Source organism: Nocardia beijingensis NBRC 16342 (assembly GCF_001612785.1).
Taxonomy (GTDB): Bacteria; Actinomycetota; Actinomycetes; order Mycobacteriales; family Mycobacteriaceae; genus Nocardia; species Nocardia beijingensis.
The window spans coordinates 1-20,050 of the sequence record NZ_BDBC01000042.1; the positions used below are offsets into that span (position 1 = coordinate 1).

The 20,050-nt window shown below is 69.7% G+C and carries 16 protein-coding genes and 1 pseudogene; 6 read left to right on the forward strand and 11 right to left on the reverse strand.

The window, feature by feature from the left end; genetic code table 11:
- Positions 1-85: 85 nt before the first annotated feature.
- On the reverse strand, positions 86-1,735 hold the full coding sequence (locus tag NB3_RS22665; protein WP_084823581.1) for an acyl-CoA synthetase: 1,650 nt from the start codon (positions 1,733-1,735) through the stop codon (positions 86-88).
- Between the two features lie 218 nt (positions 1,736-1,953).
- On the opposite strand from NB3_RS22665, the gene NB3_RS22670 reads away from it, so the two are divergent.
- The 6 genes and pseudogenes from NB3_RS22670 (at position 1,954) to NB3_RS22695 (ending at position 8,890) form a co-directional block, all read left to right on the forward strand.
- A complete protein-coding gene (locus NB3_RS22670) occupies positions 1,954-2,814 on the forward strand; it encodes an oxygenase MpaB family protein (protein WP_067807018.1) in 861 nt (286 codons plus the stop codon).
- Between the two features lie 35 nt (positions 2,815-2,849).
- Entirely contained in the window at positions 2,850-3,599 is a 750-nt protein-coding gene (locus tag NB3_RS22675) for an oxygenase MpaB family protein (RefSeq protein ID WP_067807021.1), read from the forward strand.
- 193 nt (positions 3,600-3,792) lie between these two features.
- Positions 3,793-5,022 (forward strand): erythromycin esterase family protein, encoded by a 1,230-nt coding sequence (locus NB3_RS22680; protein ID WP_067807024.1) that lies wholly within the window; start codon positions 3,793-3,795, stop codon positions 5,020-5,022.
- A 132-nt stretch (positions 5,023-5,154) separates the two neighbouring features.
- A pseudogene (locus NB3_RS22685) lies at positions 5,155-5,993 on the forward strand (dienelactone hydrolase family protein).
- A 113-nt stretch (positions 5,994-6,106) separates the two neighbouring features.
- Positions 6,107-7,333, forward strand: a complete 1,227-nt coding sequence (locus NB3_RS22690; protein ID WP_067807090.1) for a thiolase family protein — start codon at positions 6,107-6,109, stop codon at positions 7,331-7,333.
- 3 nt (positions 7,334-7,336) lie between these two features.
- Positions 7,337-8,890, forward strand: a complete 1,554-nt coding sequence (locus tag NB3_RS22695) for an AMP-binding protein (RefSeq protein WP_067807027.1) — start codon at positions 7,337-7,339, stop codon at positions 8,888-8,890.
- A 54-nt stretch (positions 8,891-8,944) separates the two neighbouring features.
- Here the strand turns inward: NB3_RS22695 and NB3_RS22700 are convergent, their stop codons facing one another.
- The 10 genes from NB3_RS22700 to NB3_RS22745 form a co-directional block, all read right to left on the reverse strand.
- Positions 8,945-9,136 (reverse strand): DUF3072 domain-containing protein, encoded by a 192-nt coding sequence (locus NB3_RS22700; protein ID WP_067807031.1) that lies wholly within the window; start codon positions 9,134-9,136, stop codon positions 8,945-8,947.
- A 62-nt stretch (positions 9,137-9,198) separates the two neighbouring features.
- Positions 9,199-10,497 (reverse strand): uracil-xanthine permease family protein, encoded by a 1,299-nt coding sequence (locus NB3_RS22705; RefSeq protein WP_157111959.1) that lies wholly within the window; start codon positions 10,495-10,497, stop codon positions 9,199-9,201.
- Positions 10,498-10,877: 380 nt separating this feature from the next.
- Entirely contained in the window at positions 10,878-12,200 is a 1,323-nt protein-coding gene (locus tag NB3_RS22710; protein WP_067807037.1) for a UDP-glucose dehydrogenase family protein, read from the reverse strand.
- Positions 12,193-13,143 (reverse strand): glycosyltransferase family 9 protein, encoded by a 951-nt coding sequence (locus tag NB3_RS22715; protein WP_067807040.1) that lies wholly within the window; start codon positions 13,141-13,143, stop codon positions 12,193-12,195. The genes NB3_RS22710 and NB3_RS22715 overlap by 8 nt, the downstream gene beginning before the upstream one ends.
- Positions 13,134-13,823 (reverse strand): SDR family oxidoreductase, encoded by a 690-nt coding sequence (locus NB3_RS22720; RefSeq protein WP_067807043.1) that lies wholly within the window; start codon positions 13,821-13,823, stop codon positions 13,134-13,136. Before NB3_RS22720 ends, NB3_RS22715 begins: the two co-directional genes overlap by 10 nt.
- Before the next feature lie 8 nt (positions 13,824-13,831).
- Positions 13,832-15,229: a D-glycero-beta-D-manno-heptose 1-phosphate adenylyltransferase gene (rfaE2, locus tag NB3_RS22725; protein ID WP_067807045.1), complete on the reverse strand. Its 1,398-nt coding sequence runs from the start codon at positions 15,227-15,229 to the stop codon at positions 13,832-13,834.
- Positions 15,226-15,789, reverse strand: a complete 564-nt coding sequence (locus NB3_RS22730; protein ID WP_067807049.1) for a D-sedoheptulose-7-phosphate isomerase — start codon at positions 15,787-15,789, stop codon at positions 15,226-15,228. Before NB3_RS22730 ends, rfaE2 begins: the two co-directional genes overlap by 4 nt.
- Complete coding sequence (locus tag NB3_RS22735) at positions 15,786-16,829, reverse strand: glycosyltransferase family 9 protein (RefSeq protein ID WP_067807051.1); 1,044 nt, start codon at positions 16,827-16,829, stop codon at positions 15,786-15,788. The genes NB3_RS22730 and NB3_RS22735 overlap by 4 nt, the downstream gene beginning before the upstream one ends.
- Entirely contained in the window at positions 16,826-18,325 is a 1,500-nt protein-coding gene (locus tag NB3_RS22740) for an HAD-IIIA family hydrolase (protein WP_067807054.1), read from the reverse strand. Before NB3_RS22740 ends, NB3_RS22735 begins: the two co-directional genes overlap by 4 nt.
- Positions 18,322-19,944 (reverse strand): carbamoyltransferase family protein, encoded by a 1,623-nt coding sequence (locus tag NB3_RS22745; protein ID WP_067807058.1) that lies wholly within the window; start codon positions 19,942-19,944, stop codon positions 18,322-18,324. Before NB3_RS22745 ends, NB3_RS22740 begins: the two co-directional genes overlap by 4 nt.
- Between the last annotated feature and the right edge of the window lie 106 nt (positions 19,945-20,050).

Genomic DNA, 20,050 nt, shown 5'->3' on the forward strand with positions numbered 1-20,050 from the left:
GATTATCAGGGTGGTGCGGCTCGGTAGGCGGCGATCGTGCTGCCGGACCGCGCCCGCCGTCCGGCAGCACAACGGCGAGCCCCGGTCAGGAGTCGGCTTCCTCCAGCTTGCGGCGTACCAGCTTGCCGGTGGCGTTGCGCGGCAGCTCGTCGACGAACACCACATCGCGAGGCACCTTGTGGCGGGCCAGGTTCGCTCTGACGTAGTCCTTGATCTCCTGTGGGTCGCGCGTGGCGTCTTCGGTGGGAACGACGAAGGCGCGCAACCGTTTTCCGAAGTCGCGGTCCTCGACGCCGACGACCGCGGCTTCGCGGACGTCGGGACGGTCGGCCAGCAGATTCTCCACTTCCAGCGGGTAGACGTTCTCGCCCCCGGAGACGATCATGTCGTCGTCGCGGCCGTCGATGAACAACCGTCCCTCGGCGTCGAAGTGGCCGACGTCGCCGCTGGACAGCAATCCGTCGACCATTTCCTTGTTCCGGCCGTCGGTGTAGCCGGAGAAGCTGAGGCCGCTGGAGACGAAGATCGTGCCCACCTCGCCGGGTGTGGTGATCTTGTTGCGTTGCGCGTCGTAGATCGCGACCCGGCAACCGACGGGTGGTCTGCCGACGGTGCCCGGCGCCACGCGCATGTCGTGCGGGGTGGCCACGGCGGCGACCGCGACCTCGGTCGAGGCGTAGAGGTTGTACAGCACGTCGCCGAAGGCGTCGGCCGTGCGCCGGCTCAGGTCCGGCGAGACCGGCGCTCCCGCGGTGAAGATCACCCGCAGTGAGCTCGTGTCGAACTGCTCGAGGACGGCGGGTCCGAGATCGAGGATGCGCTGCAGCATGGTCGGCACCAGCACCAAGGTGGCGGCGCGGTGCTTGGCGACGTCGGCCAGCGTCCGGCGCGGATCGAATTTGCGCTGCTGGAAGACGATCTTGTTGCCCAAGGCCCAGCCGAGGGTGAACTGCGAGAGGCCGGTGCCGTGGAAGATGGGGGCCGCCATCACGACGGTGTCGTCGCGGGGGAATGGCACGCGGTGCAGGAACTGCGCGGACTGCAAGGGCGAGACCTTGTCACGCGGGGCGCCTTTGGGAGTGCCGGTGGTTCCGCTGGTCAGAATGACGATGCCGCCGGGGCGTTCCGGTGCCGGCAGCGCCGCGTCCGAGTTGGCGGCGATGAGCGAGTCGATCGTCGGTGTGCCCGCCTCGACCGCGTCGCTCTCGTCCACCCAGCTCAGGATGCGCGGCACCCGTCCCGGCACCGCGCCGAGCAGGTCGAGGAATTCGCTGTCGAGCAGGATCGCGCCGACGTTCTCCCTGGCGGCGACCTCGGCGAGCTGCGGCTTGGCGAAGCCGGTGTTCATCAGGACCACGCGGGCGCCCAGTTTCCCGGCCGCCAGAAGTGTCAGGACCATGCCGCGGTGATCGCGGCAGAGTGCGGCGAGCACCGTGCCGGGCCCGAATCCGGCGGCGGCGAGCCCGCGGGTGAGTGCGTTGGACTGCTTGTCGAGCTCATCGAACGTGAGTGTTCCGCGTTCGTCGACGATCGCGGGCGCGGACCCGTGGCTGCGGGTGGCATGGGCCAGCGTGGTGACGAACGGGCCGTACACGGAGGCTTCGCGCATCACGCGAATCGTTTCCGCCGGCCGCGCCGGATCGACCACCCCGCGCCTGGCCAGCACGGCGGCCGCCGAGACCGCGTCGGCCACCGACCGGAGCGCCGCGAACGGAGAGCGCAAAGTCATGGTCATCCAACACCTCCAGTTGAGCCGATCGGCGATCGAACCCTGCCGTAGCGGCGCGCCGCCGAGGCGGCCCGCCGCGCGGTGAAGCCTACCCCAGGTCAAGAATTGGCATTCACATAATTGGCGGAAGCCCGCCTCTGGGGGGCGGGGTGGGCGATTGCCGATCGCGCGTGTGAATGAGAGAATGCACTGAAATATCTATCAACATATCGTTGGAGCTGGGCATGTCTCGATCCCAACCGTCAGCGCAGGCGCCGGTCACACCCGAGGCCGATCTCGGGCGTCGGCGCCGCTATATGGCGGGGCCCGCGGCGCTGCTGGGCGGCCCGGCCAACGTGGTCATGCAACTGAGCCTGCCTCCGGTCGGGCGCGGCGTCGTGGAGAGCACGGTCGAAAGTGGCAGATACACCGTGCATCCGCGCAAGCGCGGCCGCACGACCCTGACCTACCTGGCGGTGGCGATGCTCGGCACCGAGGAGGATCGTGCGGCTTATCGCGCCGCGGTCGACACCTCGCACCGCCACGTGCGGTCCGGCCCGCACAGTCCGGTGAAATACAACGCCTTCGATCCGCGACTGCAACTGTGGGTGGCTGCGTGCCTCTACCGCGGCACCGTCGATTCCCTCACCTATCTCTACGGGCGCATGGACGAGGAGTCGGCCGACGAGGTGTATCGCGAGTCGAGCCGATTCGGGACGACGTTGCAGATGCCTGCGCGGCTGTGGCCGCGTGACCGTGCCGCGTTCGCCGAGTACTGGGATTCGACACTGTCGGATCTCACGCTGGACGACGAGGTGCGGGCCTACCTGCTGGAGCAAGTCATCGATCTGGGGCCCTATCGTCGCATCGAGCGGTTGGCGTTCCGCCGGGTGAACAGGTTCTTCACGACGGGATTTCTCCCGCAACGGTTCCGCGATGAATTGGGCCTGGATTGGAGCCCGCGCCGCCAGCGTGTCTTCGAGCTGACGATGCGCTCGATCGGATTGGTGTTGCGAATACTTCCCGAGCGGGTGCGGCTTCATCCCTTCGACGACTATCTGCGCGATATGCGCAGGCGGCGCGCTCTCGGGAAGCCGCTGGTGTGAGACCCGTTTCCGGTCGGGAGAACGGTCCGCTCTCGATGGACGAACCCGGATCGTTGCTGCGAAAGTATCTCGGCGACCGGCGTTTCGCGTTGGCGCTGCCCCGGGCGGTGGCCTTGCAGATCCTGCACCCCGCGATCGCGACGGCGCTCACCGAGCACGTGCCCTACCGGCTGTGGTTGCACAAGCGCCGCACCGTCAACGCGATGGTGCAGATCGCGTACTCCGACCGCGATCTGCGCTCACTGATCCACGCGGGGCACGCCCATGTGCAGGGCAGCGATGATTTCGGCGCACGCTATCACGCCCTCCGGCCGGATGTGTTCTTCTTCCAGCACGCGACATACGTCGACACGCTCTTCTTCGCGATCAATACGTTCATTCACCCGCTGACGCCGGAAGAGAGCCACCGGCTCTATCGGGAGTGCGTCGAGTGGTATGGCCGATACGGGATTTCGGCCCGGTACATGCCCCGCACGCTGCCGGAGTTCCGCGAGTACGTCGAGGAGGCCTGCGCGACATCGCTGCGAACGAGCCCGGCCGGAAGGGAGCTTGCGCCACAGGTGCTGCGCCCGGACGCGTGGATTCCGCGGGCGTTGCCGGACTCGGTGGTGCGAGCGATCCAGCACCCGCGAGCGCGGGACCTCCTCGAGGTGCCGCGGCATCGGGGGGATCGGCAGGCGTTGGGGCTGTACGCGGTGGCGTTGCGCGCTTCGGGGCGCGCCGCACCGCGTCGCGTGAAGTATCTCCATATCGCTCGGACGGCGGGTATTTCCACGCTGCCGTGACCGGCGGCTCGGCGCTGACGTAGTCGGTGCTCGGACAGGTGGCCGCGAGTCGTCCTCGCGGTGATTGACATGCGCTCATCTCCGGAAGTACCTTTGCGATCAAAGATAAATAGCTTTGACTGCAAAGGTATCTACGATCGTTCGCCGCGGCCCGCACCGGGTCCGGCGGGGCCTGTTCGCCCAGGAGTGAATCATGTCGGAGGAGACGCACGACGCCGCGCGTGTGCGGCAGTGGATCCGTACCCGCGCGCACCGTCTCATGGCGGTCGACGCCGAGGGGACGCTCGCGGACCTGGCGGTGTTGGCCGACCGTGCCGAGGGCGCTGTCGTCGTCGGAGTCGGCGCAACCACCCGCGCGGGGCACGAACTAACCGTGACCGCGCACCGAATACTGCGAGTTCTCGTGGAACGCGCCGGGTTTCGGGCGCTCGCCTTGCTCGATGACGAATCCGTCGTGGCGGCCATGGACGACTACGCGCGGACGGGCGCCGGTGACCCGCGCGCGATCCTCGGTGATGCGTGGGTGCCGTGGCGTACCGCCGAGACGCTCGCGGTTCTGGAATGGGCGCGCGAGTTCAATCGGGCCCATCCGCACGATCCGGTGCGCCTGATCGGCCTGGCTCCCGAGGCCGCCAAGCTGTCGCACTACGAGCGGGTGATCCGGTTCGTCGAAGCCGTCGCACCGCAGCGGCTCGCGGAGCTGAGATCCCATTACGACCCGATCGCGACGGCGCATCGGCTGGGCGAGCACATACAGCGCGCGAACGGCACCCACCCGGGGCGCCCGTTCTCCGCCCACGCCGAAGACGCACTGGCGCTGGTCGAGTCGTTGCCGGGTGCCGCCGACGCACCCGGAGTCCTGGACGCGGCTCGCCGCATCGTGCGCTACCACCAGAACAGCACCGCATCGGGGCGCCGTGACTTCGCCGCCGAATCCGTCGATGCGGCTCGCCGCATCGTGGACTGGCACGATCGCACCGGGCACCGCATCGTGTACTGGGAAGGTGTGTCCAACACCGCCGTCGCGCGTGAACTCACCGTTGCCGCTCTGGCACAACGGTTTCCGAGCACGGGGTATCTGCTTCGCGACCACTTCGGAACCGGCTATCTCTCGGTCGCGATCACCTTCCATCACGGCAATGTCCGCGCCGACCTGGCCGTGCCCGCTCCGGCGTCGGGCTTCGCCGACACCGTGCTGGACCACCCCGAACTCGGCGACTACCTGCTCGATCTGCGGACCGCGCCCGCGGGCGCGGTGCAGCAGTGGCTGGGACGGCCGGCCAGACTCCGCCTCATCGTCGGGACCTACCACCCCGACCGTGACGCCGACCATCACATCACCGGAGCGGGGCTCGGCGGCTGGTTCGACCTCGTCGTTCACGTCCGGACCATCACCCCGACGCGCTCGCTCGCCGGACGATGATCCGGCCGTCGTGCCCGCCTCTCGTCATTTGACGCCGCGCGCGACACCGCCGACGGGCGGGAACATTTTTCCTATAGCCCGCCCGGTCGGCCGGTCGATAGTGGGGGCCCGAACAGCGAGAAAGGGCCACCCATGAGCGACGACGATCTGCACGACTTCGAGCGCGACACGTTCACCTACGACGGCAAGACCCGCACACTCTTCCGCCGGGGCAGCGGTCCCGCCGTGATCGTGATGGCGGAATTCCCCGGCATCTCACCCGAGGTGTTCGCCTTCGCCCGCCGCGTCGCGGGGCTGGGATGTACGGCGGTGGTGCCGCACCTGTACGGCAACCCCGGCCGCGACCCGAGTCCGGCGGCGCACGGCTTGGTTTCCGCGTTGGCGAACGTCGCAGGCCAGTTCGGGCCGATCTGCGTCAGCCGCGAGTTCGTTGTGCTGGCAACCGGCCGCACTTCACCGGTCGTGCACTGGCTGCGGGCGCTGGCCGAACATGAGCACAGCCGCTGCGGCGGACCGGGAGTCGGTGCGGTCGGGATGTGCTTCACGGGTGGTTTCGCCCTCGCCATGGCGGTCGACGACCGCCTGATCGCGCCCGTGCTGTCCCAACCGGGGCTGCCGCTGGGTCTCACCTCTCGGCAGAAGTACTCCATCGATCTGTCCGCCTGCGACCTGGAGCGCGTCAAACAAAGGTGCGGCGAAGGGCTGTCGGTCATGGGCCTGCGATTCCGCGGCGACCGGCGCTCCCCCGCCGAACGATTCGACTTCCTGCGCGACCAACTGGGGCGTTCATCGCGATCGAACTCGACGACGACGCCGCCAACCCCGACGCCGTACTCAGTCCCCACTCGGTGCTGACCGAACACCTCATCGACGAACCCGGCCAGCCCACCCAGGCCGCCCTCCACCAGGTACTCGATTTCCTCGGCGGTCGACTCCTTCCGGATCACCAGCCGATCGGCGAGCGCCTCTGACGCCGATTCCCGTCGTGCCGCGACGTCGATATCGACTCCGACTCCGCACCGGCTTCGGCGCGGGCCGGTACCGAACGGGCCGCATCGACGACTTCCGAGTCGAAAGGAAATTCATGACAACCCCCGTCTGGATCGCAGGCGTCGGAATGACGCCGTTCGGCAGACATCCTGGAAAGAGCGTCGGCGACCTCACCCGCTGGGCCGTCACCGACGCGTTGCGGGATTGCGGCGCCTCGGCCGACGCGCTCGACGCCGCGTTCTTCGGCACCGCGACGCAAGGTGCGCTGGAGGGCCAGCACATGATCGCGGGGCAGATCGCTCTGCGTGCCTCGGGCATTCAGCGCATTCCGATCGTGAACGTCGAGAACGCCTGTGCCACGGGCGCTTCGGCGTTCGCGCTGGCGGTGGACCGGATCCGGTCGGGAGCCGCCGATGTCGTGCTGTCCGTCGGTGTGGAACGGATGCACGTCGACGACCTCGAACGGACCATGGCGGTGTTCGACAGCGCCTACGAGGTGTCCGATCCCGCCGCGCTCGCGCGCGTCCTGCTGGAGCTCGGCGGCGACGTCGATGACGACGACCTGGGGCGCCGCTCGGTCTTCATGGACATCTACGCGGCGATCGCTCGCAACCACATGCGTCTGCACGGCACCACCCAGGAACAGATGGCCGCGGTAGCGGCCAAGAACCATGACCACGCGGTCGAAAACCCGCGCGCGCACTACCGCCAGCCGATGACCGTGGCGGACGTGCTCGCGGGGCGGCGGCTTTCGTATCCGCTCACGGTTCCGATGTGCGCGCCGATCACCGACGGCGCCGCCGCGGTGATCGTGTGCAGCGAAGCCGGGATTCGGCGACTGGGCGCGCCGAAAACGGTCCGGGTCCTCGCCGCCGTCCTCGGCAGCGGAGTGGACCGCGACGCGACCACCTTCGAGGGACACCCGAGCCGTGCGGTCTCCGCACGCGCCTACGAACTGGCGGGAGCGGGGCCGGAGGACGTCGACGTGGCCGAGGTTCACGATGCCACGGCGTTCGGCGAGATTCTGCAAACGGAGTTGCTCGGCCTCGTTCCCCTCGGTGCGGGCGGATCGGCGGCGCTGCGCGGTGAGACCACGCTCGGAGGCAGGATTCCGGTGAACCCCTCCGGCGGGCTGGAATCCAAGGGGCATCCTCTCGCGGCGAGCGGGCTCGGCCAGATTTTTGAGCTCACCGAACAACTGCGTGGCAACGCCGGTCCGCGTCAGGTGGACGGCGCGCGAATCGCGTTGGCGGAGAACGGCGGTGGTTTCCACCGCGGTGAAGAAGCGGTCACCGCCGTCATCATGCTGGAAAGGGTGTAGGACATGGCCATCATCGACTTCTTCGATCGTGGGCGCGCGATCAATCCGACGGGTGTGGCCTACCGGACCGACGACGAGGTGTGGACCTTCGACGAGGCCGGTGCGCTGTCGTGCCGAATCGCCAACGCGCTACTGAGCGCCGGAGCGCGGCGGGAATCGAAAATCGCTGTGCTGTCGCCGAATGCGCCGTCGGCGTGGATCTGCGTACTCGGCGCGTGGCGCATGGGCGCGGCGTGGGTGCCGTTGAACCCGGCCCATCCGGTGAGCGAGAACATCAGGTTGTTACGGCGCTTCGACGTGGAGGTGCTGTTCTACCACCCCGCTCTCGCGGAACAGGTCGCGGAGATGAAGGCGGCTTCGCCGGGAGTCCTGGTCTATATCGCGCTGGCCGCGGGGACCGAGGACCCCGCCTTGCGGGATTGGGTCGCCGAGTACCCGGCCACCTCACCGCGGCTCGGCTACGCCATGGACGACGTGGTCGCCGTCGCGCCGACCGGCGGGACGACCGGCGAACCCAAAGGCGTCATGAATACGCATCGCAGTCTGGCGACGATGGTGACTCACCAGATGATGGCGCTGACCCATCCCGCCGACACGCCCATCGTCAACCTGGCCGCCGCCCCGATGACGCACACGGCCGGGCTGTTCAGTGTGCAGGCCACCGCGCGGGGCGGCACCGTCGTCATCATCCCGCGTGCCGCGCCGGAGCTGGTTCTCGACGCCATCGAGCGGTACCGGGTCACGGATCTGTTCCTTCCCCCGACGGTGATCTACCGCCTGCTCGAGGTGCTGCGGCAGCGGACCGCCGACACCTCGTCCTTGCGCTATCTGACCTATGGCGCGGCGCCGATGTCGACCGAGAAGCTCCGCGCGGGAATCGACCGGCTCGGTCCGGTCTTCCTGGAGGGCTACGGGCAGATGGAAGCTCCAGCGGCGATCGCCTTCCTGCGACCCGACGAGCACCTGATCGACGGGCGGGTGGCGCCGGAGTACCGACTGAGTTCGTGCGGACGTCCTTATCCGCTGGCCACGGTGGCGATCCTGGACGAGGCCGGGGCGGAAGTGGCGCCGGGCGTGACCGGCGAGATCTGCGTCCGGGGCGACTTGGTGATGAAGGGCTACTACAAAGACCCCGAACGCACCGCGGAGACCATCGTCGACGGCTGGCTGCACACCGGCGACCTGGGGCATCGTGACGCGGAAGGCTATCTCCACATCACCGACCGGAAGAAGGACCTCATCATCTCGGGCGGTTTCAACGTCTTCCCCGGTGAGGTCGAGCAGGTGATCTGGAGCCACCCCGCCGTGCAGGACTGCGCGGTCGTCGGCGCTCCGCATCCGGACTGGGGCGAGGTCGTGACCGCGGTGGTCGAACTCGAGGCAGGGCGGACCGTCGATGCGACAGAGCTGATCACCCGATGCCGCGAGCAGCTCGGTTCGGTGCGCGCACCCAAGAACGTCGTCTTCGTCGACGAACTCCCCCGCAGTGTGAATGGCAAGGTTCTGAAAAAAGAAGTACGAGAGTGGTTTTGGGCCGATCGGGGCACAAGGATATGAGGGTGCGGACGGCCGGGGGCGCCGGTTCCGCGTCAGGTTGCCGCGCCGGACCCGTCAGACGCCGCGGCCGGTCTGTTCCTGAAGTTCATCGATCAACCGCGACGCCTGGGCCTTGGTCAGCCCCTCCGGCACCTCCACACCCGCCTCTTGGGCGAGGGTGTGCAAGTAGGAGTCCTGTGGGCCGGTCATCGGCTCTTCGCCGGTGGTCCATTCATCCGGATCCTTCTGCGGGTTCTGGTGCACCATCGTCGCTCCTCACGCTCGACAGAACAGGTGTTCGACTCCTGGGCTACCCGGATCACCAGCCGTCAATCATCGGTCCGACCGACTCGTCGGCTCCCGGGCTCGGTCACCTCGTCCGCTGGGTCAGGGACAACCGTCCCGCGCCATCCCCCGACCAGCCGCATCGCGTGGTAGATCAGCAGCGCGGCGACGGCGCCGAGCGTGATCCCCCCGAAGTCGAGATCGCCCAGCTTCCATGTGAAGTCGGCGATGCCGATGACCAGCGGGATCGCCGCGGTGAACTGGTTGATCGGCTTGCCGAAGTCCACCCGGTTGCTCACCCAGATGTGCACGCCGAGGATTCCGACCAGGCCGTAGAGCGCGGTCGTCACGCCACCCAGCACCCCGGCCGGGATGGCGGCGATCACCGCTCCCACCTTCGGCGACAGGCTGAGCGCGACGGCCGCGGCGCCCGCGACCCAGTACGCGGCGGTGGAGTACACCTTGGTCGCGGCCATCACGCCGATGTTCTCCGCGTACGTGGTGGTCGCCGAGCCGCCGCCGCTACCGGCGAGCATCGTGGCAAGGCCGTCGGCCGCCAGCGCGCGGCCCATGCGCCGGTCGTAGTCGATGCCGGTCATCGTGGTGATCGACTTGACGTGCCCGATGTTCTCGACCACCAGGACCAGCACCACCGGCAGGAACATCGGGATCACCGTGAGGTGGAAGCTCGGGGCGTGGAAGTCCGGCAGCCCCACCCAGGCGGCCCGCCCGATCGCCGCGGTGTCGACCTCACCGCGTGCGAGCGCGAACAGATAGCCGAGCACGACACTGGTGACGATCGCCAACCGGCCGAGCAACCCACGGAAGAGCACCAGACACAAGATCAGCAGGACGAGCACCACCGTCGCGGTGATCGCGTCCTGCTCGAAGTTCGTCTTGGCGGTCGGCGCCAGGTTGAGGCCGATCAGTGCGACGATGGCGCCGGTGACCACCGGTGGCATCAGCGCTTCGATCCAGTGCGTGCCCGCGAAGTGCACCACCACGCCGATGACGATCAGCAGGGCGCCCACCACGACGATCCCGCCGAGGGCGGCGCCCATTCCGCCGGACGCGGTGGCCGCGAGGACCGGAGCGATGATCGCGAAGCTCGAGCCCAGATAGCTCGGCAGCCGGTTGCGGGTGATCACCAGGAACAGCAGAGTGCCGACCCCGGAGAACAGCAGCGTCGTCGACGGGGGGAACCCGGTGAGCACCGGAACGAGGAAGGTGGCGCCGAACATCGCCACCACGTGCTGCACTCCGATCCCGATCGTGCGGGGCCAGGTCAATCGCTCGTCGGGCGCGATCACAGCGCCGGTGGCGACCGGAGTCCACCGGAACATCGATCCCGCTCGCGGTTCGGGCGTCGTCATGGGAGCAGTGTGCGGCATCGCCGTCCCTGTGTCGTGGCCGGAGCCGATCGAGTAGACGCCTCGTGCAGTTCCGTCGCGAGTATTGCGCCGCCCGGCAACGGACGCGGTGCCGTGACGCTCGAGTCGAGCGCGCCGCGGGCATCGGCGAGCTCGTCGACGGATTCTGTCCCGGATCGGTGGCCGCGCAGAGATTTCCGTGCGTGCGATCTGATCGGTTCCCGGCATCTCCTGGTCTCGGTCGCCGGAACCGTGCGTCGCGCCTGCGACTGCCATCCGTCAGTCCGAAGGTGCGGCCGTCCGGTCGGCGGCCCGCCGGAGAGCGTCGGGCCGGGGGCATGTCCGGGCGCCGTTCAGGTCCGTCCGGCTGGGGACGAGTCGGCGGTGCCGTTACCGAGCAAGGCGAAGCCGGTGCCGCTGAGCAGGTGGTCGTCGAGCAGGTTGCGGGTGTCGACGATCACGGCTCGGTCGACGTCGGTGGCGAGTTTCGCCCAGTCGAGCGAACGGAACTCGGGCCATTCGGTGAGGATCACCAGCGCGCCCGCGTCTTTCGCCACCAGATACGGGTCGTCCACCACGCGGATGCCGTCGAGGCCGGGGGTGCCCGGTGGGACACACGGGTCGTAGGCGGTGACCGTGGCGTCGTGCCGGGCCAGTTGCCGCGCGACCGCGACGGCGGGGGAGTCGCGCAGGTCGCCGGTGCCTGCTTTGAACGCCAAGCCGAGCACGCCGATCCGAGTTCCCGCCAGCGAGCCGTCGACCGCGCCGGTGACCGCGCGGCGGATCTTGCGCAGCACCATCGCCTGTTGACGATCGTTGGCCTGCAAGGCGTCCCGGAGCATGGCGAAGTCCACGCCCCACGCTTCCGCGGCGCGCAACAGCGCACGGGTGTCCTTCGGCAGGCACGAGCCGCCCCAGCCGGGGCCTGGCGCGAGGAAGGCGGGGCCGATCCGGTCGTCCATGCCCATCGCGCAGGTGACCTCGGTGATGTCGGCGCCGACCTGTTCGCACAGCTCGGCCAGTGTGTTGACGAACGAGAGCTTGACCGCGAGGAACGCGTTGCTGGCGTACTTGGCCAGTTCGGCGCTGGCCGAGTCGGAGCGCAGCACCGGTGCGCCGGTTCCGGCGTAGAGCGCCGCGACACGCTCGGCCGATTCCCGATTCTGCTCGGTCGTACCGAGCACGACCCGATCGGGACGCAGGAAATCCTCGACCGCGTGGCCTTCCCGGAGGAATTCGGGGTTGCTGACCACCGCCGTGCTCGCGAGACCGGCCAGGGTGGGAATGCGCGCCGCCGTTCCCACGGGGACGGTGGATTTGGTGACGAGTACGCAGTCCGGCGACAGCACGGTGGCCAACCGTTTCAGCGCGTCCTCCAGCACGCCGAGGTCGGCCGTGCCGCCGCTGCCCATGGGCGTGGGAAGGCACAACAGCACCACTTCGCATTCGTGCAGCGCCGCCGGGTCCGAGGCGAAGACGAGCCGATTCTCCTCCAGCCCTTCGCGAACCAGCTCCGGCAAGCCGGGTTCGACGATCGCGACCGACCCCGCGCGCAGCGCCGCCACCTTGGCCTCGTCGTTGTCGACACAGATCACGTGGTGTCCGAGGTGGGCCAGGCACGCGGCGCTGGTGAGCCCCACGTAGCCGGCGCCGACCACACCGACGCGACTACCCATGGCGGACCCGCTGTCCGAGCAACCCGGCCGCGACCGTGAGCACGTGTTCGGGTCGCACCATGAGCAGGCCGGGATCCGGATACTCGGCGTGCGGATCGCCGACGGTTCCGGCCCACAGGGCGATGTGGTGTTCAGCGTCCGCGGGCGGCCCCCACCATTGCGGCGGCGTCGGCCCGAACAGCACCACCGACGGCGTGCCGAACGCGGTGGCGAGATGCCCCACGCCGGTGTCGCCGCACACGACCAGCGCCGCCTCGGCGACCAGCGCGGCGAGTTCGGTCAGATCGGTGCGCCCCGCGTACACCGCCGCAGGCGGCAGCCCGGCCTTCTCGGCGACCGCGTTCGCCAAGCGCGTTTCGTCCCGGCTTCCGGTGACCACGACGCGATGACCTTCGGCGCAGAGTTCACGCGCCACCCGCGCGAAACGTTCGGATGGCCACCGACGCGCGGGATAGGCCGCGCCGGGATGGATCACGACCGCGTTCGACTCGGGGGCGGGCCGCAGTGGAGCCGGGAGCTGCAGCGCGGTGGGATCGGCTTCGATCCCACCGTTTTCCAGCAGGCGGCACCAGCGATCCACTTCGTGCACGTCGTCGCGCCAATCGGGGCCGGGCAGGTCGGGGAAGTCAGGATGGCGATGGGTCAGCAGTGCGTCCGGACGCGCCGTCAGCAGATCACGGATGCTCTCCGGTCCTTTGCCGTGCAGATTGACCGCGAGTCTCGGTGGGGCCCCGAGCCATCGGAGCGCACCGAGTCCGGCGGTCGGCAGGAGTTCGTCGACGGCGTCGATCAGGTCGACCAGGTCGCGCAGCGCTTGCGGCGCGGCGAGGACCACCCGGTCGTCGGGGTAGGCGCTCCTGATCCCGCGCAAGGCGGGCACGATGGTCAGCAGGTCGCCTAGCCCGAGCGCGCGCAGCACCAGGATCGTGCGCCTCAGGGCCACGATCCCTCTTCCGATGCGCACACGACCATCTCCCTGACCTCGCAACCCGGCGGCTGCCGAAGCGCGAAGACCACCGCGTCGGCGACGTCGCGAGGCTGGTTGAGTTTGGCGTCGGGCGGCGGCTTGTACTGCTCGTCGCGGTCGTCGAAGAACGCCGTGTGCATGCCGCCCGGAATCAGCAGGGTCACACCGACGCTGCCCGCCGTTTCGGCGGCCAGCGCCCTGGTGAAGCCCACGACGCCGAATTTCGACGCGCAGTAGGCGGTCGCGTGCCCGACCGCCTTGATGCCCAGGGTGGAAGCGCAGGTCACCACCGTTCCCTTGCTCTCACGCAGAGCCGGAAGGGCGGCACGAATGACGGCGGCGGTGCCGAACAGGTTGACCTGCACGACGTATTCCCACTTCTTCGTCGGCACGACGTCCAGCGGGCCGCACGCGTCGGTGCCCGCCGCGGTGAACACACCGTTGATCCGGCCGCCCGTGCGCTCGATGATCTCGTGCACGGCTTGTTCGGCGGCGACGGTATCGGCGAGATCGGCACGCACGAAATCGACGGGGGTCTCCGGCTCCACCCGGTCGATCACGTAGGGGCGGCCCCCGTTCGCGCGGACGGCGGCGGTGACGGCCGCGCCGAGCCCGGAAGCGCCGCCGGTGATCAGGACATTGCCGAGGGTGCGCATCGTGCTCCTTACGTTCTCGGGTCGGCCGTGCCTGCCCGGCTCGCGGCGACCAGTTGTGTTGTCGAGTAACCGGGAACAGTGGGAACCAGCGCGATCTCGCCGCCGTAACCGTGGACGACCGCGGCCTCGGGCAGATCGACGCCGGAATAGTCGCCGCCCTTGACCCAGACATCGGGGCGGAGGCGGTCCAGCAGCGCGCTCGGTGACGATTCGTCGAACACGACGACGGCGTCCACCGAAGACAATTCGGTGAGCAGCCGGGCACGGTCACGCGCGGTGACGATCGGCCGGTGCGGCCCCTTCAGGCGCCGCACCGACGCATCGGAATTGAGACAGACCACCAAGGCGTCACCCATGGCGCGCGCTTGGCGCAGCAAGCTGACGTGGCCGGGGTGCAGCAGATCGAAACAGCCACCGGTGGCGACGAGCCTGCCGCCGCGCGCCCTGATCCGCGCCGCCACCTCGAATGCCGACTCGTTCGTCTCCGTCGGGCCCGTCGTGGCGACGGCCGTGCTGTCGCACGTGGACAACGTGGCCGCGCCGCCCGCCGCGACGAACCTGGCCGCCGCGTCGACGGCGTGCGATACGGCGTCGGCCACCGTGGAACCGTCGAACAGCGCGGCGGTCGCGGCCGAGGCGAATCGGTCACCCGCCCCGCAGGTGTCGGTACCGGAATGGCCGGCGAGACGAACTCCGGCGGGCACGGGAACCACGGTGAGCCGCTTCCCGTTGGCCAGGACCGCACCACCCGGACCGGTGGTGACCGCGACGGAATCCGCTGCCCACTCGTCGCGGAGCACCTTCGCCAACTCGTCGGGTTCGACGTATCCCGGCGCGAACTGCCGCGCCTCTTTCAGGTTCGGCGAGACCAGCTGCGTCCCCGGCGTCGGCGCGGGGCCACGCGGGTGCGGATCCCACACCACCGGCACGGACCTGGCCAGTTCGGTCAGCAGGCTCCGGATCCGCGGATGGGCGGCGACGCCTCGGCCGTAGTCCGCGACGAGAATCGCGCCCGCCGCTCGCAGTGTCCGGGTGACCGCAGTGCTCACCGAGCCGCCGTCGGCGGTGCCGTCGCCGGTGTCCAGGCGCAACAGCGACTGCCCTGCGGCGCGGACGCGCGTCTTGCGTATCGTCTTGCCCCGCAAGGTGATCGGAACGACTCGAACGTGCTGTTCGAGGAGCCTGGTGAGGGTGCGGCCGTCGTGGTCGTCGGCGGTCGCCGTGATGAGCGAGACCTCGGCGACCGACTGCGCGGCCAGCGCGGCGGCCAATCCGGCGCCGCCGGGACGCGTCCACTGGCGTTCCACGTCCACGACGGGCACGGGCGCTTCGGGCGACAACCGCTCCGCGACCCCTTCGATGTCGACATCCAGCATGCTGTCGCCGATCACGACCAACGGCTTCATGTCGCCACCCCCAGCGCGTCGTCCAAGGCCGCGCACAGGGCGTGCACCAAGACCAGATGCACTTCCTGCACAGTGGCCGTGGTGGGCGCGTCGACGGCGAGCGCGTCGTCGCACAGCGCCGCGAGCGGATTGGGCGCGGGCCCCGTCATGGCCCACGTGGTGACGCCGATGTCGTGCGCCGCTTTCGCCGCGGCCACCACGTTCTGGCTGGTGCCGCTGGTGGACAACAAGATCAGGATGTCGTCGGGCCTCCCGTGCGCGCGGACCTGCCGGGCGAACAGTTCGGTTTCGCCGTAGTCGTTGACGATCGCGGTGCCCGCCGAGGTGTCGGCGTGCAGGGCGATCGCCGAGAACGGACGGCGCTCGCCGCGGAAGCGCCCGACCAGTTCACCGGTCAGGTGCTGGGCTTCGGCGGCGCTGCCGCCGTTGCCGCAGGCGAGTAGTCGGCCGCCGTTGTCGAGCACGACCGCGAGTTGCCGTCCCCATCTGCGGATATCGGGTGCGAAGCACCTGGTGCGGTCCAGCGCCGCATGCAGAGCCGCGAAATGCTCCTCGATCACCGCGCACCTCCTGTCCGCAGACGCGCAGGTCTGCCCGCACCCAGTTCTTCGGCTACCGTCACGACCTGCTCCGGGGTGATCGAGTCGAGGCACGGGTGCCCCGCCACCGGGCAGACCCTGGCTCTGCTGCCGCGGCACGGCGCGCGTTGATCACCGAGCATGGCCACCGGAACGCCGTAGGGCGCCCACCGTGCGGCGGGCACGACCGGTGCGAACAGCGAGACCACCGGCGTTCCCACGGCGGCGGCCAGGTGCGCCGGGCCCGTGTTGGGCGCCACCACGACGCTCGCGTCACGCAGCACCGCGGCGAGTTCGGGCAAGGTGGTCGCGCCGCCGAGATCGATGCCGTGCCTGCCCGCGACCGTGCCGGTGAGCGGCCGGTCGGCGGGTGCGCCGGTCACGATCACCCGGTGACCGGCGCCGGTGAGCGCGGCGACGATGGCCGCCGACCGCGACGAGGACGGCTGTCGCGCCGGCACCGACGCGGCGGGATGCACGACCACGTAACCGGGTTCGCCGGTGAGCGCGCCGACTTTCGGCAACGGCTGCCGGACGGCGAGTTTACCGTCGTCGCCGGGCGACAGCCGGAAACCGGCCGCGGCGGCCAGCGACAGTGCGCGTTCGGCTTCGGGCGGATCGCCCTCGACGTGATGGCGCAGATCCAGCAACGAACCGGGGTAGTCCTCCGAGATCGCCCCGATCCACGGGACACCGGCCATCCGCAACAACAGCGCCAGCGGCAGCGGGGACTGATGGAAGGACGTGAGAATCAACGCCAGGTCCACCTCGAGCGCGCGGATCCGCTCGATGAAGGCGTCGACGCCCGCCGCCGTGACCGCGGGCGGCTCCAGGTCGATCCACGGCGCCCGCCAGGTCACGACCTGGTCCACGCCCGGCAGGAGCTCCGCCGCGGCCCGGCCGCGCGGTCCGGCCAGCAGCGTCACCGAATCGACGTGCGCCGCCACCGCGCGCACGCACGGCCCCGCCAGCAGCACATCGCCGAAATTGTCCATGCGCGCCACCAGCGCCCGGCCGGTCACGGCGCACCCGCCATAGCCAGCCGGACGGCTTCGGTCAGATCCCGCGCCACGGTCGCTTCGCGACGCGCGCGGTGCACTTCGTCGGGAAGGGTTCGGGCCGTCGGCACCAGGATCGCGCGTGCGCCCGCGGACTGCGCGGCGGCGACGTCGGCGCCGGTGTCGCCGATGACCACGCACCTGCCTATGTCGACGCCGAGGTCGGCCGCGGCCTGCCGGATGAGGCCGGGCTCGGGTTTGCGGCACCCGCAGCCGTCGCCTTCGCCGTGCACACACACCTGCCACGTCCCGAACGGCCCGAGCAATTCCTCGACCCGGGAGTTCACCGCGGCGAGCTGTTCGCGGCTGATCAGTCCCCGTGCCACGCCGGACTGGTTGCTCACGATGCCGAGCTGGATGCCTGCCGCGCGCACTCTTCGCAGCGCGTCGACGGCTCCCGGCACCGGCCGGACCTCGCTGGGGTCGGCGAGGTAGGGGACATCGATGATGAGGGTGTCGTCGCGGTCGAACAGCAATGCCAGCGGCGAGGCATGGGTCGCGTTGCGGTGGCGCAGTTCGCCGCGCAGCCGGTGCCAGCACGCGGCCGGTGGTATCAGCGCGCTGCTCAGCGTCATCCGGCCGATCTCGGCGGCCGTGCGGGGGCCGGGTGCGATACGGCGCGCGGCGAAGTCACCGGTCAGCGCGAGCCACACCGCCGCGACCGCGAGAGCCGGGCGGCCGCGGCCGACCAGGCCAAGCGCCATGGCGCCTGCGCCCGCGGCCGTGGTGAGCGCGTGGCGGCGCAGCAGCCCGGCCTCTTCGCCGATCCGCTCCCGCCATCGAGCGCCGTACTTGCGTCGCAGCAACGCGTTGTCGGCGTTCCCGCGTTGGGCTCGGACACTGGCCAGCGGGCCGGATTCACGCAGGGGGTGGCGAGTGACGCGCCTGCCCTCGGCGATGACGTAGCCCGCGAGGCAGACCCGCAGCGCCAGATCGGCGTCCTCACGGAAGGCGCGCGGGAATCGTTCGTCGAAGCCGCCGACCGCGACCAGCGCTGACCTGCGGTAGGCCATGTCCGCCGTGATCCAGCGCGCCGTGGCGAGCCGTGCGATCCCTCGTTCCGCGTCGGTCGGCCTGCGGTGCTCGGGCAGCGGAACCTCGATGCGGGCGGTGGAAGCCGCCGTGTCGTCATCGAGACCGTGCAGGTCCTCGGCCAAGCGGGCGGGCCAATCCGGTGCGGTGAGCACATCGTCGTCGAGGAAGGCGATCCACGTGCCGGACGCGTGCCGCCATCCCGCGTTCCTGGCCGCGGCGGGTCCGCGTGCGCCAGAGCGGATGACCTGAACCGGCGGCGCCGTCGCGGGCAGGGGGAGGTCGCCGTCGCGGGGCCGATCGTCCACCACGATGATCTCCCGTGGCTTCGGACCCGACGCGGTGGCCAGCGACTCGAGCAGCACGCGAAGGCTTTCCCGGCCCATGGTCGGGATCACGATGCTGTAGTCGACGGTGCGGCCGTTCATGGGCGGCGGACCACGAACGACCCGATGGCGAGCAGATCGATGGGCGCCGAACCGAAGCATTCGAGGGCGTCGCGCGGTGAATCGACCATCGGCCTGCCCGCCGTGTTCAGGCTCGTGTTGATCACCACCGGCAGACCCGTGCGCCGCTCGAACTCCGTCAGCATCCGCGCCAGGACCGGCTTGTCCGCGGGATCGACGGTCTGCACCCGCGCTGTTCCGTCCACGTGGGTCACGGCTGGGATCCGCTCCCGCCACTGCGGCGCGACGTCGTGCACGAACAGCATGTACGGGCTCGGCAGCGGTCCGCGGGTGAAGATCTCCGACGCCCGGTCGGCGAGCACCATCGGAGCCAGGGGCCGGAACTGTTCGCGTCCCTTCACGTCGTTGAGGCGTTCGAGATTCTCCGATCGGCCGGGGTGGGCCAGCAGCGAACGGTGACCGAGTGCGCGCGGGCCGAATTCGGCCCGGCCTTGGAACCAGGCGACAACCTGATCTTCCGCGAGCGCCTGCGCTACTTCCGCCGCGATGTCATCGGATTTCGTGTAGCGGACCTTGGCCGTGCAGAGAACGGTTTCCAACTCCGGGTCCGTCCACTCGCGGCCGAGGTCGGCGCCCCGCATCGGGGTGACGCGCTCGCCGAATTCGGCCGCCAATTGCAGTGCGGCGCCCAGCGCGGTGCCCGCGTCTCCGGCCGCCGGTTGCACCCAGATCTGTTCGTAGGGGCCCTCGGCGTGCAGACGGCTGTTGGCCACGCAGTTCAGCGCGATACCACCGGCCAGCGTCAGGGTTGGCTGCCCGGTGTGGCGATGCAGCCAGGAGGTCAACTCCAGCAGCACGTCCTCGAGGCGGCGCTGGACGCTCGCGGCGAGGTCGGCGTGATCGCGGCCGAACTCGCCGTCGGTGACCGCGGGCGCGAAGTCCGGCCAGTGCACGGGCTCGGTGCGGAAACCACCGTCGCCGGTGGCGTACACCAGTTCGCGGAACCGATCGAGAAATCGGGGCGTGCCGTAGGAGGCCAGCGCCATGACCTTGTATTCGTCGCTGGACCTGGTGAATCCCAGATGGGCGGTGAGGTCCTCGTACAGCAATCCGAGCGAGTGTGGCAACTGCTGCGCCGCCAGCTCGACGAACTTGCCGTCTCGGTATTCTCCGGCGAGATAGGACTGGCTCTCGCCGCGTCCGTCGGCCACCAGCACCGCCGAATCGCCGGAGGGGGCCGCGAGAGCCGCGGACGCGGCATGCGCCAGATGATGTCGCACGAAACGCACGATGGTGGGATCGAGTCCTGGCAACGCGGCGGCGAGAAAAGCCGGCGCCCGCAACGCGTAGTCCGTTCTGGTCGCCTCGCTTTTCCGATCCAGACCGCCGAGGGAGTGGTCGACCAGTCGAGGGTCGTAGGAGTAGCCGACGGCGTCGAGCTGCTCGGGACGCAGTCCCGCTCGCTCCAGACACCAGGCGGCCGCTTGCTCGGGAACTTCCCACGCGGAGAACGGCACCGGGCGCTTGCCGTGCTTGCGGCGGGTGAATCGCTCTTCCTCGGCGGCCGCGACGATCTCGCCGTCAACGATCAGAGCCGCAGCAGGATCATGAAATACCGCGTTGATTCCGAGAATGCGCACCGGGCCGCCTTTCTGTTCGAGACGTCGAGACGCGCGGGACCTGTCGGTTCGCCCGCTGGCATACAAGGGGGGCGCTACCCGCTGAAGTCGCGACTAAACCGTTCCC

Excerpts from the sequence above, each read along its gene's own strand:
- NB3_RS22665 (WP_084823581.1), bottom strand. The coding sequence starts at position 1,735 with ATGACCATGACTTTGCGCTCTCCGTTCGCGGCGCTCCGGTCGGTGGCC.
- NB3_RS22670 (WP_067807018.1), top strand. The coding sequence starts at position 1,954 with ATGTCTCGATCCCAACCGTCAGCGCAGGCGCCGGTCACACCCGAGGCC.
- NB3_RS22675 (WP_067807021.1), top strand. The coding sequence starts at position 2,850 with ATGGACGAACCCGGATCGTTGCTGCGAAAGTATCTCGGCGACCGGCGT.
- NB3_RS22680 (WP_067807024.1), top strand. The coding sequence starts at position 3,793 with ATGTCGGAGGAGACGCACGACGCCGCGCGTGTGCGGCAGTGGATCCGT.
- NB3_RS22690 (WP_067807090.1), top strand. The coding sequence starts at position 6,107 with ATGACAACCCCCGTCTGGATCGCAGGCGTCGGAATGACGCCGTTCGGC.
- NB3_RS22695 (WP_067807027.1), top strand. The coding sequence starts at position 7,337 with ATGGCCATCATCGACTTCTTCGATCGTGGGCGCGCGATCAATCCGACG.
- NB3_RS22700 (WP_067807031.1), bottom strand. The coding sequence starts at position 9,136 with ATGGTGCACCAGAACCCGCAGAAGGATCCGGATGAATGGACCACCGGC.
- NB3_RS22705 (WP_157111959.1), bottom strand. The coding sequence starts at position 10,497 with ATGTTCCGGTGGACTCCGGTCGCCACCGGCGCTGTGATCGCGCCCGAC.
- NB3_RS22710 (WP_067807037.1), bottom strand. The coding sequence starts at position 12,200 with ATGGGTAGTCGCGTCGGTGTGGTCGGCGCCGGCTACGTGGGGCTCACC.
- NB3_RS22720 (WP_067807043.1), bottom strand. The coding sequence starts at position 13,823 with ATGCGCACCCTCGGCAATGTCCTGATCACCGGCGGCGCTTCCGGGCTC.
- rfaE2 (WP_067807045.1), bottom strand. The coding sequence starts at position 15,229 with ATGAAGCCGTTGGTCGTGATCGGCGACAGCATGCTGGATGTCGACATC.
- NB3_RS22740 (WP_067807054.1), bottom strand. The coding sequence starts at position 18,325 with ATGAACGGCCGCACCGTCGACTACAGCATCGTGATCCCGACCATGGGC.